This is a genomic window from Paenibacillus sp. WC2504, from assembly GCF_052682475.1.
Genome location: NZ_JBQZFH010000001.1, coordinates 6322715 through 6336929, shown reverse-complemented (window position 1 = coordinate 6336929; position 14215 = coordinate 6322715). Strand labels below are relative to the sequence as shown.

17 protein-coding genes and 1 riboswitch are annotated in these 14215 nt (G+C 47.6%); of the genes, 8 read left to right on the top strand and 9 right to left on the bottom strand.

Annotation, left to right across the window (positions count from 1 at the left end; all coding sequences use genetic code 11):
• Positions 1-8 precede the first annotated feature (8 nt).
• From mutM to ACUN27_RS28615, 4 genes are all read left to right on the top strand, one after another.
• Positions 9-869: a DNA-formamidopyrimidine glycosylase gene (mutM, locus tag ACUN27_RS28630; protein WP_315954267.1), complete on the top strand. Its 861-nt coding sequence runs from the start codon at positions 9-11 to the stop codon at positions 867-869.
• A 105-nt stretch (positions 870-974) separates the two neighbouring features.
• Positions 975-1694, top strand: coding sequence for an MntP/YtaF family protein (locus ACUN27_RS28625; protein ID WP_315954266.1), 720 nt, complete (start codon positions 975-977; stop codon positions 1692-1694).
• Positions 1695-1725: 31 nt separating this feature from the next.
• Positions 1726-2322 (top strand): dephospho-CoA kinase, encoded by a 597-nt coding sequence (gene coaE, locus ACUN27_RS28620; RefSeq protein WP_315954265.1) that lies wholly within the window; start codon positions 1726-1728, stop codon positions 2320-2322.
• Entirely contained in the window at positions 2319-2936 is a 618-nt protein-coding gene (locus ACUN27_RS28615; protein ID WP_315954264.1) for a lytic transglycosylase domain-containing protein, read from the top strand. The genes coaE and ACUN27_RS28615 overlap by 4 nt, the downstream gene beginning before the upstream one ends.
• A 67-nt stretch (positions 2937-3003) precedes the next feature.
• Here ACUN27_RS28615 and ACUN27_RS28610 read toward each other — a convergent pair whose 3' ends face one another.
• Positions 3004-3219, bottom strand: a complete 216-nt coding sequence (locus ACUN27_RS28610; RefSeq protein WP_127458075.1) for an alpha/beta-type small acid-soluble spore protein — start codon at positions 3217-3219, stop codon at positions 3004-3006.
• 110 nt (positions 3220-3329) lie between these two features.
• Here ACUN27_RS28610 and nrdR point away from each other — a divergent pair, with 110 nt between their 5' ends.
• The gene (gene nrdR / locus ACUN27_RS28605) at positions 3330-3809 is read left to right on the top strand and encodes a transcriptional regulator NrdR (protein ID WP_127458074.1); all 480 of its coding nucleotides are present in this window, start codon (positions 3330-3332) and stop codon (positions 3807-3809) included.
• Between the two features lie 54 nt (positions 3810-3863).
• Here the strand turns inward: nrdR and ACUN27_RS28600 are convergent, their stop codons facing one another.
• Entirely contained in the window at positions 3864-4070 is a 207-nt protein-coding gene (locus ACUN27_RS28600; RefSeq protein ID WP_315954263.1) for a hypothetical protein, read from the bottom strand.
• A gap of 257 nt (positions 4071-4327) precedes the next feature.
• Complete coding sequence (locus tag ACUN27_RS28595) at positions 4328-4516, bottom strand: hypothetical protein (protein ID WP_315954262.1); 189 nt, start codon at positions 4514-4516, stop codon at positions 4328-4330.
• A 49-nt stretch (positions 4517-4565) separates the two neighbouring features.
• Positions 4566-4662: riboswitch (cyclic di-GMP riboswitch) on the bottom strand.
• Positions 4663-4736: 74 nt separating this feature from the next.
• On the opposite strand from ACUN27_RS28595, the gene ACUN27_RS28590 reads away from it, so the two are divergent.
• Entirely contained in the window at positions 4737-4919 is a 183-nt protein-coding gene (locus tag ACUN27_RS28590; protein ID WP_315954261.1) for a hypothetical protein, read from the top strand.
• A gap of 59 nt (positions 4920-4978) precedes the next feature.
• Here ACUN27_RS28590 and htpG read toward each other — a convergent pair whose 3' ends face one another.
• The 5 genes from htpG to ACUN27_RS28565 all read right to left on the bottom strand — a co-directional run bounded on the left by htpG (position 4979) and on the right by ACUN27_RS28565 (position 10558).
• Positions 4979-6856 carry a molecular chaperone HtpG gene (gene htpG, locus ACUN27_RS28585; RefSeq protein ID WP_315954260.1) on the bottom strand — a complete coding sequence of 626 codons (1878 nt, stop codon included), beginning with the start codon at positions 6854-6856 and terminating at the stop codon, positions 4979-4981.
• A 189-nt stretch (positions 6857-7045) separates the two neighbouring features.
• Complete coding sequence (locus ACUN27_RS28580) at positions 7046-8251, bottom strand: MFS transporter (RefSeq protein WP_315954259.1); 1206 nt, start codon at positions 8249-8251, stop codon at positions 7046-7048.
• Positions 8248-8697: a MarR family winged helix-turn-helix transcriptional regulator gene (locus ACUN27_RS28575; protein ID WP_315954258.1), complete on the bottom strand. Its 450-nt coding sequence runs from the start codon at positions 8695-8697 to the stop codon at positions 8248-8250. The genes ACUN27_RS28580 and ACUN27_RS28575 overlap by 4 nt, the downstream gene beginning before the upstream one ends.
• A 349-nt stretch (positions 8698-9046) precedes the next feature.
• On the bottom strand, positions 9047-9706 hold the full coding sequence (locus ACUN27_RS28570) for an NAD-dependent epimerase/dehydratase family protein (protein ID WP_315954257.1): 660 nt from the start codon (positions 9704-9706) through the stop codon (positions 9047-9049).
• A 48-nt stretch (positions 9707-9754) separates the two neighbouring features.
• On the bottom strand, positions 9755-10558 hold the full coding sequence (locus ACUN27_RS28565) for an AraC family transcriptional regulator (RefSeq protein ID WP_315954256.1): 804 nt from the start codon (positions 10556-10558) through the stop codon (positions 9755-9757).
• A gap of 175 nt (positions 10559-10733) precedes the next feature.
• Between ACUN27_RS28565 and ACUN27_RS28560 the strand changes: the two genes are divergently transcribed.
• Both ACUN27_RS28560 and ACUN27_RS28555 read left to right on the top strand, forming a co-directional pair.
• A complete protein-coding gene (locus tag ACUN27_RS28560) occupies positions 10734-12986 on the top strand; it encodes an FAD-dependent oxidoreductase (RefSeq protein ID WP_445559998.1) in 2253 nt (750 codons plus the stop codon).
• A gap of 35 nt (positions 12987-13021) precedes the next feature.
• Positions 13022-13201: a hypothetical protein gene (locus ACUN27_RS28555; protein WP_326061010.1), complete on the top strand. Its 180-nt coding sequence runs from the start codon at positions 13022-13024 to the stop codon at positions 13199-13201.
• A 108-nt stretch (positions 13202-13309) separates the two neighbouring features.
• On the opposite strand, the gene ACUN27_RS28550 is transcribed toward ACUN27_RS28555, so the two are convergent.
• A complete protein-coding gene (locus ACUN27_RS28550) occupies positions 13310-14197 on the bottom strand; it encodes a carbohydrate ABC transporter permease (RefSeq protein ID WP_315954254.1) in 888 nt (295 codons plus the stop codon).
• Positions 14198-14215: the final 18 nt, after the last annotated feature.

Here is a 14215-nt window from a genome sequence, read left to right as displayed (position 1 = left end):
GAACATCCGTGCCTGAACTACCCGAAGTCGAGACGGTCAAGCGCACACTGAACAATCTGATCACCGGTAAAACGATCGAGCAGGTTCAGGTCAGACTGCCCCGCATTATTCAGAAGCCTGATGATATCCAGATGTTTGAAGTGCTGCTGCAAGGGCAGCAGATTGAAACGATTGAGCGCAGAGGCAAGTTTTTGCGATTTGTTTTAACTGATTACGTCATGGTCTCCCATCTGCGGATGGAAGGCCGCTATGGCCTGTACAACACGGAAGATCCGCTGGAGTCTCATACGCATGTGTTATTTCGGTTTACCGACGGCAGCGAGCTGCGGTACAAGGATGTCAGACAATTTGGTACGATGCATTTGTTCCCGAGAGGGGAAGAACTCACACAGCCGCCGCTGCATAAACTTGGTTTGGAGCCGCTGGATGAGGGCTTCACTTTTGAAGCTTTCCGGGATCGGATCGCCCACAAAAAGACGAAGATTAAGCCGCTGCTCCTGAATCAAGAATATATTGTCGGCATCGGTAATATTTATGTAGACGAGTCCCTTTTCCTGGCCGGTATTCATCCTGAACGCGAGGCGTCGTCGCTCAGCAAGAAGGAGCTCGTGCTGCTGCATGGGGCGATTATTCGTACACTGAGCGATTCCGTTGAGGTGGGTGGATCTTCAATTAAATCGTATGTCAACGGCCAAGGTGAAATCGGCTTATTCCAGCATCAGCTGAACATTTATGGCAGACAGTCGCAAAGCTGCAAAACATGCGGCAGCGAAATCTACAAAACCGTGGTTGGCGGTCGCGGAACGCACATTTGTCCAACCTGTCAACCGTTAAAGCGAAAGAGAATCATAAAGAAGTCTGAGAAATAGGCACGTGAAGCGCGCCCTTCCCATATGATATGGAGTACTTAGCCCAGATGATGATCTGTTACCCAACTTATTATCGTCAGTGGTAAAACTCTTAGGAGGGGTATTATGCTTCCGGTGCTTTCTTTGCTGGTTCTGGCTTTCGCAGTTTCATTAGACGGTTTCGGCGTTGGCGTCATGTACGGATTACGCAAAATTCGAATTCCATTTCTCTCTATTGGTATTATATCCCTTTGGTCTGGTATCATTATTTATAGTTCGATGCAAATAGGCGTCCTGATGTCTTCTTTTATGTCTCCCGAGTTTGCCAAACGTATCGGTGCACTCATCCTGATCGGGATTGGCATTTGGGCGCTTTATCAACAGAGACAACAGAAGTCGCAGGATCCCCAAGAGGCAGCCAAACCGTCTGACGACCAGATATCTCTCAGCAGTATTCCCCCTTCCGGCAATGAGCCCGCCACGCTCGATACGCTGCAAAGGACGAAGGAAATTCTGAATATCGAGCTCAAGCGTTTTGGTTTGGTTATTCAAATTTTGCGTACACCCTCCATTGCTGATGTGGATAAATCAGGTAATATTTCAGCTTCCGAAGCTACTTTGCTAGGGCTAGCCCTTTCATTGGACGCATTTGGAGCGGGTATTGGCGCTGCATTAATTGGTTTTGTTCCTTTGTTAACGGCATCCGTTATTTCGATTTCGAGCGGTTCGTTTATTGCACTAGGCTTGCGCATTGGCTTTCGTTACGCGGAAATGACGTGGATGAAGAAGTTATCTATTCTTCCGGGGTGTGTACTTATACTTATGGGTTTATTGAAAATGCTGTAGTAACAGGAAAACATTTAGGAGAGATTTGCCTATGAATATCGGGTTAACAGGAGGAATCGCTTGCGGCAAAAGCACAGTTAGCGCCATGCTGGTTAGCCGCGGCGCCCTATTAGTAGATGCGGATCAAATTGCGCGCGATGTTGTCCAGCCCGGCAGCCCTGTTCTCGAACAGGTTGCTGCGCATTTTGGACAAGCGGTCATTCAGGAAGACGGCTCACTGCACCGTAAAAAGCTGGGTGAGATCGTATTTGGGAATACGGATGCCCGTAAACAACTAGAACACATCTTGCACCCGCCTATCCGCAGGATGATCAGAGAACAGATGGAAGCGTATGAGAAGCAATTTCCTGACAAACTGGTTGTCGTCGATATTCCTTTATTGTTTGAATCGAACCTATCTTTTATGTTCGAAGAGGTTCTGGTCGTGTATGTGCCTCCTCACATTCAAGTAGAACGTTTAATGCGAAGAGACAACTTAACGGAAAGCGCGGCCAACAAGCGAATCAACGCGCAGATGTCGATAGAAGAAAAACGCAAATTGGCGGATATCGTGATCGACAACAGCGGAACCTGGGAAGATACCTTATCTTCGGTCGAACGGTTTTGGCTAGGGAAGGGGCTTTCATGAAGTTTTTGCGCAAAAAACGAGTGTTCGCCCTTTTACTCGTTTGTTTCGTTCTAGTCCTCTTTATGAACAGCAATTTTATAGGAAGAAAGTTGTATCCAATCTATTTTGAGCAGGAAATTAAGCAAAGTGCGGCGAAGCACAATATAGACCCTTTTCTCATTGCAGCCATCATCAGGGTGGAGACGAACTATAAGCATCATTTGGAATCGAAAAAAGGTGCTTTGGGGCTTATGCAGTTGATGCCGGACACGGCAGAATGGATTGTAGAGTCCACGAATTTAGGACCACATACCCAGGAGGATTTGTTAAAAGCGGATGTGAACATTAATCTCGGTTCTTGGTATTTAAGCTGGCTGAACAAGCATTACAATGGAAATTTAATTTATGCGATTGCAGCTTACAATGCAGGACAAGGGAATGTGAATAAATGGAAGCAAACGAACGTTTGGGACGGCTCACAAGAGCGCATTGACCAAATCCCATTCGGCGAAACGCGTCATTATGTTCAGAGAGTTATTTATTATTACGAGAAATACACAAAGCTTTACTCCGAACAAGAACAATGGAAGAGTGAGCAAATGAAGTCTCTACATAACAAAGAAGCATTGGACTAGCTCCTTTGTGGGGGCTTAAAGTCCAATGCTTCCCGTTTGCAGATTCAGCGGCTACTTCTACTCAAGATTACTTGAATTGACCAGCCAAAGATTGTTCTGCGATTTGCACCAGGCGACGAGTAATGTGACCACCGATGGCACCAGTGTCACGAGTAGCCATGTTACCGTAGTATCCATCTTGTGGGATAGAGATACCAAGTTCTTGGGCTACTTCGTATTTCAACTGATCCAACGCTGCGTTAGCTTGAGGAACAACTAGTGTGTTGCTGTTTCCTGCGCTCATGTCTGTTCACCTCCTTGTCGGTTGGTACTAGTATTGTGCGCACTTCTTCATCGTTCATGACATGTAACATATGGTAATCCATCAGATAGAAGAGAAAGGAGAGATAGCGAATGAAGTGTCCGTTCTGTGATTATTCCGGTACGAAAGTGCTTGACTCACGTTCAGCTAATGAAAACAAATCGATCCGCCGTCGCCGGGAATGTGAGAAATGCGCCCGAAGATTCACCACCTTTGAGATGGTGGAAGAAACTCCGCTTATTGTGATTAAAAAAGATGGCAGCAGGGAAGAATTTAGTCGTGAGAAAATATTAAGAGGCTTAATACGTGCCTGTGAGAAACGTCCGGTGTCTATGGAGAGACTCGAGATGCTTGTATCCGAAGTTGAGATGCAGCTTCGCACGACGGCTCATGCGGAAGTAGACAGTTTAGGCATTGGCGAAATCGTCATGGAGCAATTGTACCCAGTCGATGAAGTGGCTTACATTCGCTTCGCCTCCGTTTACCGGCAATTCAAGGACATTAACATGTTCCTCAAAGAGTTAACGCAAATATTGGGAAAGCATGATCCCGGCCTACTCCGGGACAAATAAAGAAAGCCGGTTCTGATTCGTTCGATTGAACGTGATCAGATCGGCTTTTATTTGTTAGATAGAGTGAATAACCGTAGTGACTACTAAATTATTTGTCGTTGAAGTAGAAGAAGAGGTAGCCGTAAAGGAGAGCGTCTCCAAGACGACCGTAACGCCAATCGTAAGGGCATTGTTAATATGGTCCCCGAAACCGTGATGGTTGCAGTCAAATGCAAGGTAATCAAGCCTGAACTCATCGTCATTCTCCCTTTCTATCCTCAACTCAAGGACTAATCTAGTAATCTAGTATAGTATATGTTGTGTATTTGGAAATTATTGGATGTTAGCGTATGAAAATCCACTAAACTTTAAACCTTAAATCTGACAAAAAATAAGAAAAAGACAGCGGGATTCCCGTTGTCTTTTTGCTGTGTTTATTCTTAAAAAGCTATTATGGCGCGATTTCTTTCGATTTTAAAAAAAATAATGCTATAGACACCAACCGACTGCATTTTTGTGGGCGTTCGTGCATAATTCTGTTATTGGGTACGTTTGTCCAGTTCACTCCTAAGAAATTGAATAAACCGAATGGATTCTTCGTGGGACAGCAGGTTGTTATTAAACTTAAAGGAGAACATGTTCAAAATATCACTTTCCGGTAGATGCAGGTTAGCAATCAAGTGCTCCACATCCAAGCTCATGTTTCCATTCAACACAATTTTCTCCATCCTTTTCAGCTCCTCCTAGTCATTTCTACATTAATCGGACGGAGGCGGTCTTGGCAGCTGGCTGACATTTTGGACATGGAAATTAGTCCAAATTAGCCCCTATAGCTTTGCGTCACCACTTTTCAGTGGTTTTGCCTTTGTCGTGCCGATTAATGCTTGTAAGAAAACTATATCACATTATTTCCAATTATTACATCTATTCGAAGGATGGTTGAAGCATATGTCCGTCAAATCCAATCAAATTCCAGGTTTTTCTTATGAATTAGATATTATGAAGGTAGCTAGCTCCTTAGGAATTGATCAAGATCGATTATTGGCTTATGTGTATTCGAATATGGAGGCAAATAATCGGAGTGAGGATAGAGCCGCGCAGCCGATGATCAGGCTTGATGAGCATTCCTGATTACAAGAAAGAGCACTGCAACCATAGCGGCGGCAGTGCTCTTGATTATGGCGAAAGATTTACACCATAATTTTACAGATGTCATTCGTGAACTCAACCGGGTCTTGAAGCGGCAAGCCTTCGATGAGGAGTGCTTGGTTGTACAAGAGGGCCGTGTAAAGGTTCAGTTTCTCTTTGTCTTTTTCGAAAGCGTCCTTCAACGAGCCGAACACTTCATGGTTCATGTTGATTTCAAGAACTTTTTCAGCTTTCACATTCGGATTATTCGGCATCGCATTCAAGATTTTTTCCATCTCGATGGTTACGTCACCGTCTGTAGACAGGCAAACCGGATGCTTCTTGAGTCGTTTGGATGCTTTGACGTTCGTAACTTTACCGGACAATAAGCTGGTCATGTAGTCGAAAAGCTCTTTGTTATCGTTTTTGTCCGCTTCGGTTTCGGATTTATCATCAGCTTCAATGCCGAGATCGCCGCTGGAAACCGATTTGAATTCTTTTTCCTTGTAAGTCATGATCATTTTGATTGCGAATTCATCGATATCGTCTGTGAAATACAAGATTTCATAGCCTTTATCCGTAACAAGCTCCGTTTGCGGAAGCTTATCGATGCGCTCCATAGACTCCCCGGATGCATAGTAAATGTACTTCTGATCTTCCGGCATTCTCGCGATGTATTCGTCGAGTGTAACGAGCTTCTTCTCTTTGGAGGAGTGGAACATCAACAAGTCCTGCAGAACGTCTTTATGGGTGCCGTAGTCGCTGTAGACGCCGAATTTGAGCTGACGGCCAAACGCTTTGTAGAAGGTCTCGTATTTCTCTCTCTCATCCTTCAACATGGATTGAAGTTGGCCTTTGATTTTGCTCTGAATGTTTTTGGCAATCAACTTTAATTGACGATCATGCTGCAGCATCTCTCTGGAAATGTTCAGAGACAAGCTTTCGGAATCGACCATCCCTTTCACGAAGCTGAAATAGTCGGGCAGCAGGTCCGCGCATTTGTTCATGATCAAAACGCCATTGGCGTATAGCTCCAAGCCTTTTTCATATTCCTTGGAATAGTAGTCGAAAGGCATGCTTTCCGGAACAAAGAGGATCGCTTGGTAGACAACAGCTCCGTCCGCGCTAACATGAATATGCTTAAGCGGCTTATCGAAGCCGTAATGCTTCTCATGATAGAACTTCTCATAATCCTCAGGCGTTAGCTCGCTTTTGTTTTTTCTCCAGATAGGCACCATGCTGTTGAGCTGCTGCTCTTCTTGATAATCCTCGAATTCATTTTCCGTGCCTTCTTTAAGTCTTTTGCCGGCAACGTCCATTTTGATCGGATAACGAATGAAGTCGGAATATTTTTTGATGATCGCTTTCAGGCGGTACTCGTCCAAATATTCGTCGTAGTTGTCATCTTCGGTATTCGCTTTGATTTGCAGTACGATTTCTGTACCAATGGAATCTTTCTCGGCTGTTTCGATGGTATAACCGTCAGCGCCAGTGGATTCCCATTTGTAAGCCGTGTCGCTGCCAAGAGCTCTACTTGTCACCGTAACAACATCAGCTACCATGAACGCGGAGTAGAAGCCTACGCCGAATTGGCCGATGATATTGTGGCCGTCTTTGGCTTCGTTTTCTTTTTTGAACGCAAGAGAACCGCTTTTCGCGATGATCCCTAAATTGTTCTCCAAATCTTCTTTTGTCATCCCGATACCGGTATCGCGGATCGTTAATGTTCTGTTCGTTTTGTCTGCAATGACTTTGATAAAGTAATTGTCTTTATCAAATACCAATGAGTCGTCTGTGAGTGCTTTGTAGTAAATTTTATCAATGGCATCGCTGGAATTGGAGATGAGCTCTCTCAAGAAGATTTCTCTTTGCGTGTAAATGGAGTTAATCATCATTTCTAATAGTCTTTTGGACTCAGCCTGAAACTGTTTCTTTTCCACGGATAAATCTCCTTTCGATATGTAACAATAGTTCAATATTAGCACTCTCTCTACTTGAGTGCTACACATTATTTTTATATCACTCCGCCAATTTAATGTCAATTGCTATTCCCTGTAACTTCCTGTGAAAATGATAAAAACGCCGTCCCTCCCTACCACTCAGAAGTGTTAGTGAGAAACGGCGTTTGCTTATTTCATCGAAGCCGCTGGACCGGACTTCAGGGCGACACTCGATTTCCGGTGATGCAGCCCGTAATACAGCAGTGACGAACATGCAACAACGATGCCGGCCACGAAGTACATCGTATGATAGTCTGTTTTGGATGCGACGAGGCCAAGCACATACGAGCCGATGCCATAGCCGGTATCGAAGAGCAAGAAATACGTGCCGGTGGCAAGTCCTCTGCGGTGCACGGGCGCCGCTTGGATCGCGATGGTTTGAAAGCTCGGCAGCATGGCGCCGAAGCCAAGTCCCAGCAGTCCGCCGGCCACTAAAAAGGGCACGGGGGACGATGTCAGGCTGAGGCTAATCATCCCCAGCGTGAACAAAACAACGCCTGGGTAAACTAAGCCGTTAGGTCCTGAACGATCGAACCATTTGCCCGTAAACGGCCTGGAAATGACAATCATCAAAGCAAACACCATGAAGAAGTAGCTTGCGTATTTCTCCAATCCGTTCGATTTTGCGTAAACGGACAGGAACGTGGTGATGGCGCCATAGGAGAAGGCGAGTACGCTGCCTGTCAGGGAAATCGGGATCGCGCGCGGCTCGATGAATTTTCTCCAGCCCTTTTCCGGCTTCACGGATGCCTGTACAACGCGCTTCGGAATACGGAGGGATAACCCGAACATAAGGGAAAGAACGGCGAACACGATACAGACGCCAAACAGCAGCGCATTATTGTTAGACTGCATAATCGTTAAACCGAGAAACGGTCCTACAACCATCGCCAGGCTCATGAAAAGACTGAAATAGCCGATGCCCTCGCCTTTGCGTCGATCCGGCACAAGATCAATGGCGACAGCCCCAGCGGCTGTGGTAGCCATCCCAAAGCCGATGCCATGAAGAAACCGTACGCCTAGCAAGACACCATACTGATGAATAAACGGATACATCGCGGTGCAAATCATAAACAGGACAAGGGAGAAGGAGATGATCTTCTTCCGATTCCATTCGTCCATCCATTTGCCGGTTAATGGACGTAAAATAACGGTTGAAATAATAAAGACGGTCATCACCAGACCAATTTGCTGCTGCCCGGCATGCAACGTATCGGTGACAAAGATAGGTAACGTTACGGCTAGAATATAAAACGTCATGAATAAAAAAAAGCTGCTGAGACATACAGCAACAAAATCGCGATTCCACAATTTCTGATCGGTCTCGGTATTCACTGTGATTCCTCCACTTCCTTAATGCGTGCATTGGCTTCTTGGGTGATTTGAATGAGCAGCGACTTGAGCAGGGCAGCCTGTTCCTCCGTGAAGCTGCTGAGCAGTGAAGCGATGACCTTCTGCTCAATCGGGGTGAGGATGTCGTTCATAGCTCTGCCCTGTTCCGTAATGAACGTTAGAAAGGATCGGCGATCCTGTTCATTAGCGCGGCGCTCAATCATCCCTTTGCGCTCCAATTGGTCGAGTATTCGGGTAATATTCGTCTGATCCTTCTCCGCTCGAGTAGCGAGCAGTTTCTGGGTAATCCCGTCCTCGCAGGCCAGACGATGAAGCACGACCCACTGTTCCGTCGTCATATCGTATGGCTGAAATTGAGAGCCCAAAAGCTGTGTCATTCGGCGCCCGGCATGATTCAGAATAAACCCCAGGGAATGATCCATCTGCATAACACAAACCTCTTCTCGAAAATTAGTTGCTATAGCAATTATATTCTTAGCATATATATTCGTCAAATCATTTTGAGGTGTTCTGTATAAGATAGTGGAGATCGGACATACTAATTTTCGACGGTGATTCAGAGAGGTGTTGTGTCGCATATTATGTAGACGAAATACCAGGGAAGTTGTTGTTGAATCTACCGTAAAGCGAGGAGATGTGCCGCAGGCCATTAATGTAGTCAAAAACTGCAGGAATGTGATGAGGTAGTTACCGAGCGAAGTAGGTTTCAAGGCAAAAGTACCATCAATTTGTCACCGTCGAAAAGGACTCCGCGAGGAGTCCTTTTTCTTTTGCGAGTTAGAACTGATTCAAATCACTGCTCTCAATGATCGGCTTGGGATAGCCGTTAATAGCCACTTCAATCATGGCGCGGCCAACCTTTTCCGAGGTCGTGACCGAATTCGGGAACCATTTTTCCAGCATCGGGTAAAAAGGTTTCATGACCGTATAAACGGCCTGATAGAGCTTCGTTTTGGATCTGACGCCATGCAGAGGCAGAATGCCACCAGGTCTGAACATATACGCCGCTGTAAAAGGCAGTTTGAGCAGGTCATTTTCTGTTTTGCCTTTGATCCGCGCCCACATGCTGCGCCCTCGCTCAGAGCTATCCGTACCGGCTCCAGTCACATAGGTGAACGTCATGGCGGGGTTCAGCCTCACTAACGTTTTTGCCACACTCATCGTTAAATCGTACGTTATCGCTTTATATTTCTCCTCGCTCATACCCGCAGAAGAGACGCCAAGGCAGAAAAAGCAAGCATCAAATCCGGACAGTTTGCCCTCCAAGGCTGACAGATCCAGCAAATTCACGTGCACGAGCTCGTTGAGTTTCGGGTGCTGTTGGCCAGTCGCATTCCGCCCGATGGTTACTACGCGCTTGATCCGAGTATCAAGGAGACATTCCCGCAGCACAGATTGCCCTACCATGCCGGTGGCTCCGAAAAGAAGAACGTTCAATGAGATCACACCTCTCTCTTTACTTCCATTGTTTCCGCTAAAAAGGGTTCATAACCGATGCAGCTTCCGGTAATGCGAAGGCGTAATGCGCATGCGCTTTTTAAACACGCGGCTCAAGTAGAATTCATTCTCGAACCCGCATCTTCCCGCAATTTGCTGCAGCGTCAAGTCGCTATCGAGCAAAAGTTTCTGTACCTTCTGCAATCTCAAAGAAGTGAGGTAATCCAGCGGCGCCATGCCGGTCGTTTTTTTGAATCTCCGCGTAAACTGCACCTGTGTCAGCCCTAGCTCCATGGCGAGCTGTTTCAAATTGAACGAGGACGCTGCATGCTCCAGCATGTAGGCAATAGCTTTCTGCACAAGGATGTCCTCACCCGAAGGTGTGCGAGAATCTGACTGCCATTCTTCCACAACCTGCATCCAGATATCCGTCACAAAGTGATGACGTAAAGCAGTGGAGGCCTCTGTATGAAGCTCCGTCCACTTCCGTAAATACGTATAAGTGGATGTCAGCCGATGCAGATCATGGACGGTTACTTTGCCGGCAGGGATGTTGTCCTCCGTAAGCAAGGCACCGTCCTCTTCATGTACCCATCGCAGCAAAAACACGTGAAAAGACAAGGGATGGACCATTTCTCTCTGAAAAGCAACGCCAGGCGGACAAAACACGAGATCACCGAACGAAGCCGTACCTTCGTGCGGACCGATGCTATAAGTGAAACTGCCATCTTCCACGCCAAATACCACCCAGAAGTCGTTGATGTCCACTTGAACTTGAAAGGCGGCTTTCTCCTTCCAGTAGACATGGCTGATCACTTCCGGTTTCGTGTTTGTTATATCGCGTACTCGCACGATTTGCCCCTCACTTCTGCCAATTTGTCCCACATGACTAGCATATACGAAACCGTAGAAGCAAGATAGATAGGAATGAAATTTTGTATAAGTTTATGTTGCAGTCGTGCATGGAGTAAAGCGCTTACTATACATTAAAATGAGGACATAAGCAAGCGTTGAGGGGGAAAGGTAAATGAAAGAGGAACGGGTAAAAACGGATATTTCCGTTATTGGCGGCGGGTTATCCGGTGTGTGTGCAGCCATTGCTGCGGCAAGGCTTGGGCAAACGGTAGCGCTCATCCAGAATCGGCCTGTATTAGGCGGAAACTCCTCCAGCGAGGTGCGTGTTTGGGTCTGCGGCGCGACAGGGCACGGAGTCAACCGCTATGCGCGGGAAACTGGCATTATGGGGGAGCTGTTCGTCGAAAACCAGTTTCAGAATATGGACGGCAATCCGTATTTATGGGATTTGACGGTGCTCGAAGCGGTGCGCGCAGAGTGCCGTATTCAGCTTTTTCTCAACACGGACGTTCATGAGGTGGAGGCTGATGGCGAAGAGGATCATCGGATGATCCGCAGTGTTACAGGTTGGATGATGGGTTCTGAGCGAAAAATCCGTTTCGAAAGCGAAGTATTTCTGGATTGCACAGGGGATGGGCTCATCGGGTTTCTGGCTGGTGCGAAGTACCGGATTGGACGTGAAGCGAGAGCGGAGCATGGCGAGGATTGGGCGCCGGAGGTGGCGGATGGGATCACGCTGGGCAGCACGATTTTATTTTACACGAAAGATGTGGGCCATCCCGTTAAATTCCATCCTCCGAGCTTTGCCAAAGATATTACGAAGACATCGATACCGATCAAAAGAGTTATACGCAGTGGAGATTCGGGCTGTCATTATTGGTGGATTGAGTGGGGCGGCGAGCTGGACACTGTGCATGAAAATGAAAAGATTCGTGATGAGCTATGGTCCGTCATCTACGGAATTTGGGATTATATTAAAAACTCCGGCAACTTCGAAGCGCAGCAGATGACGCTTGAGTGGGTCGGTGCTTTGCCCGGAAAAAGGGAGTACCGGCGATTTGTCGGCGATTATGTCCTGACTCAAAACGACATTATGGCGCAGACGCCTTTTGAGGATCGTATCGCCTTCGGCGGGTGGTCGATTGATTTGCATCCTCCGCAGGGAATGTACGCGAAGGAAAGCGGCTCTAAGCACTTGCATGCCGACGGCATCTACCATATTCCGTTTCGTTCACTGTACTCGGTGAATGTCAGCAATCTGTTGATGGCGGGACGCAATATCAGCACTTCGCATGTTGCGTTCGGGACGACGCGGGTCATGGCCACGTGCGCCGTCATTGGAGAGGCGGCAGGGACGGGGGCGGCCCTGTGCGTGCAAAAGCAAGTGATGCCCCGCGAGCTGCATCAGAAGCATCTGAAGGAGCTGCAGATGACGTTGCTGCGTCAGGATGCTTCGATCATTGGCCTGCGCAGCGAAGATGAAGCGGATCTGGCCCGCAGGGCCCAGGTAACGGCGTCGAGTACATTACGCCAGGTGGGCGTGGAGCGGGCTGTGGAGCCCAGACGCTTGCACACGGACGTGGCTGTGGTATTCCCGGTAGCTCCAGCGCTGCGGGGCTTCGAGCTTCTGACGGATGTCTCGGAGGCTACGACGATGACCGTGGAGCTGTGGGATACGGGACGCGCTGAGAACTATGTGCCGAAGAGCTTGATTGCGGCTGTATCAGCCCGTGTTGCGACAGGTGAGCGCCAGTGGGTGGGTTTTGATCTACGCTGGGAGCCGGAGGTGGAGCAGAACGCGTTCGTCATTGTCAAAGCGAACGAGAACGTGACTGTTTACCATGCAAATGAGCCGGTAACAGGGACGATCGCTTTCGTAAAGGGCGCGAAGCCGATTGTTGATCCGAAGCTGGAGGATCATCAGCCGGAGCAGCCGGTTGTGCTGTGGAGCATGAAAGGCGGCTTAGACCGCAAGCCGATCTGCTTCCGATCACCGGAAGCGTCAACGGCTTTCTCGGCTGAGCGTGTGACGGACGGCTATCTGCGTCCTTACGGCACTCCGCATCTGTGGATGTCGGAGCAGATGGCAGCAGGCAGGGAAGAGTGGCTTGAGCTGGCATGGGAGGAGCCGAAGGAGATGAAGCGGGTGCAGGTGACTTTCAATGACAATGTGAATCAGGATCTGATCAATTTGCACGCGTTCAGGACGTCCTTTGACGTCATGCCGGAATTGGTGAAAGACTACCGGATTGAGACTTGCGTGGACGGGACGTGGGTCGTTCTGCTGCGGGAGACGAACAACCGGAAAAGGACGCGAAGACATGAGTTGGCAAGCTGCGTTTCTGCTGCGCAATTGCGATTGATCGTCGAGTCGACGAATGGGAGTCCGAGCGCGGAAGTGGTGGAGATAAGGGTATATGGGTAAAAAGAGCGGATTCGACTTCGAAGTGAGGTGAAAGGATGAGGATAGCGCGTTTGGATTGGCACGTCGTTGGACGTAATCCAATGAAAGTATGGTTTTGGCTGCTGAAACGGCAATTTCATTGGATGAAATCCAATGCCGAGATAGAATATAAGGCAGTAATAGGGGCTTTGTGCTGCGGAGTTCGTTGGATTTCGTCCAATGAAATGTATGTTTAGCCTGCAAATAAAGCTAGTTCATTGGAAATCATCCAATGAGGCTCCCCTAGGCATCCTATCTACAAGTTGATTGAATATCCTAGGGGGTTGCCTTCTGCCCGCTGCCTGCTACCCTTTCAACCCTGAGCTGGCGAAGCCCTCAACGAACCATTTCTGACAGACGATTACGACGATGAGAAGAGGCAGCAGAGCGGATACCGAAGCAGCCATGGTAAGGACATAATTGGTCCCGAACTCTTCGACGTAGCTGGTTAACCCCAGTGGAATCGTAAAGAGATGTTTGTCTCTGAGGTAAATAAGCGGACCTTCGTATTCATTCCAATGGGAAGTGAAGGAGAGAATGAGCAGGGTGACGATGGCAGGTTTGATCAGCGGCAATGAAATTTGCCAGAAGGTGCGCCAGTACCCGGCTCCGTCTACACGGGCGGCTTCAAGCAATTCATTGGGCAGCGTGCTGAAGAACTGTCTCATCAAAAAAGTGCCAAATACTGTAAACAAACCTGGCAAAATAAGTGAATAGTGCGTGTTAATCAGTTTCATCGAATCGAACAAGATAAAACGCGGGAGTAGAAGCACTTGGCTTGGAATCATCATCGTTGATAGGTAGAGCAGGAACAGGAAGTTGCGGCCTTTGAAGCGGATTTTGGCGAAAGCATAGCCAGCCATTGCACTCGTGAGTAAGTTTCCAGCAACTGTAATCCCGGTAATTTTAATGGAGTTCAAATAGAACAGATAAAAGGGGTTAGGACCCGTCCATACTTGCTTGTAATTTTCAAAATGCCATGTTTTTGGAATCCAATCAATCGGATACTTGAAAACTTCGCCATTGATTTTAAAAGAAGTAGAAATCATCCAGATATAAGGCAGTATCATGATTAGCGCGAAGGCTGCCAATACGATGGTAATGATGGCTTTGATAACCCAAGACAGCTGCTTGTTTTTAGCTCGCGTTTTTTGTTGGGTGGATTGCACCGGATAGGTAGTTTCCATTTCCATGATGGTTCTCCTTTCTTC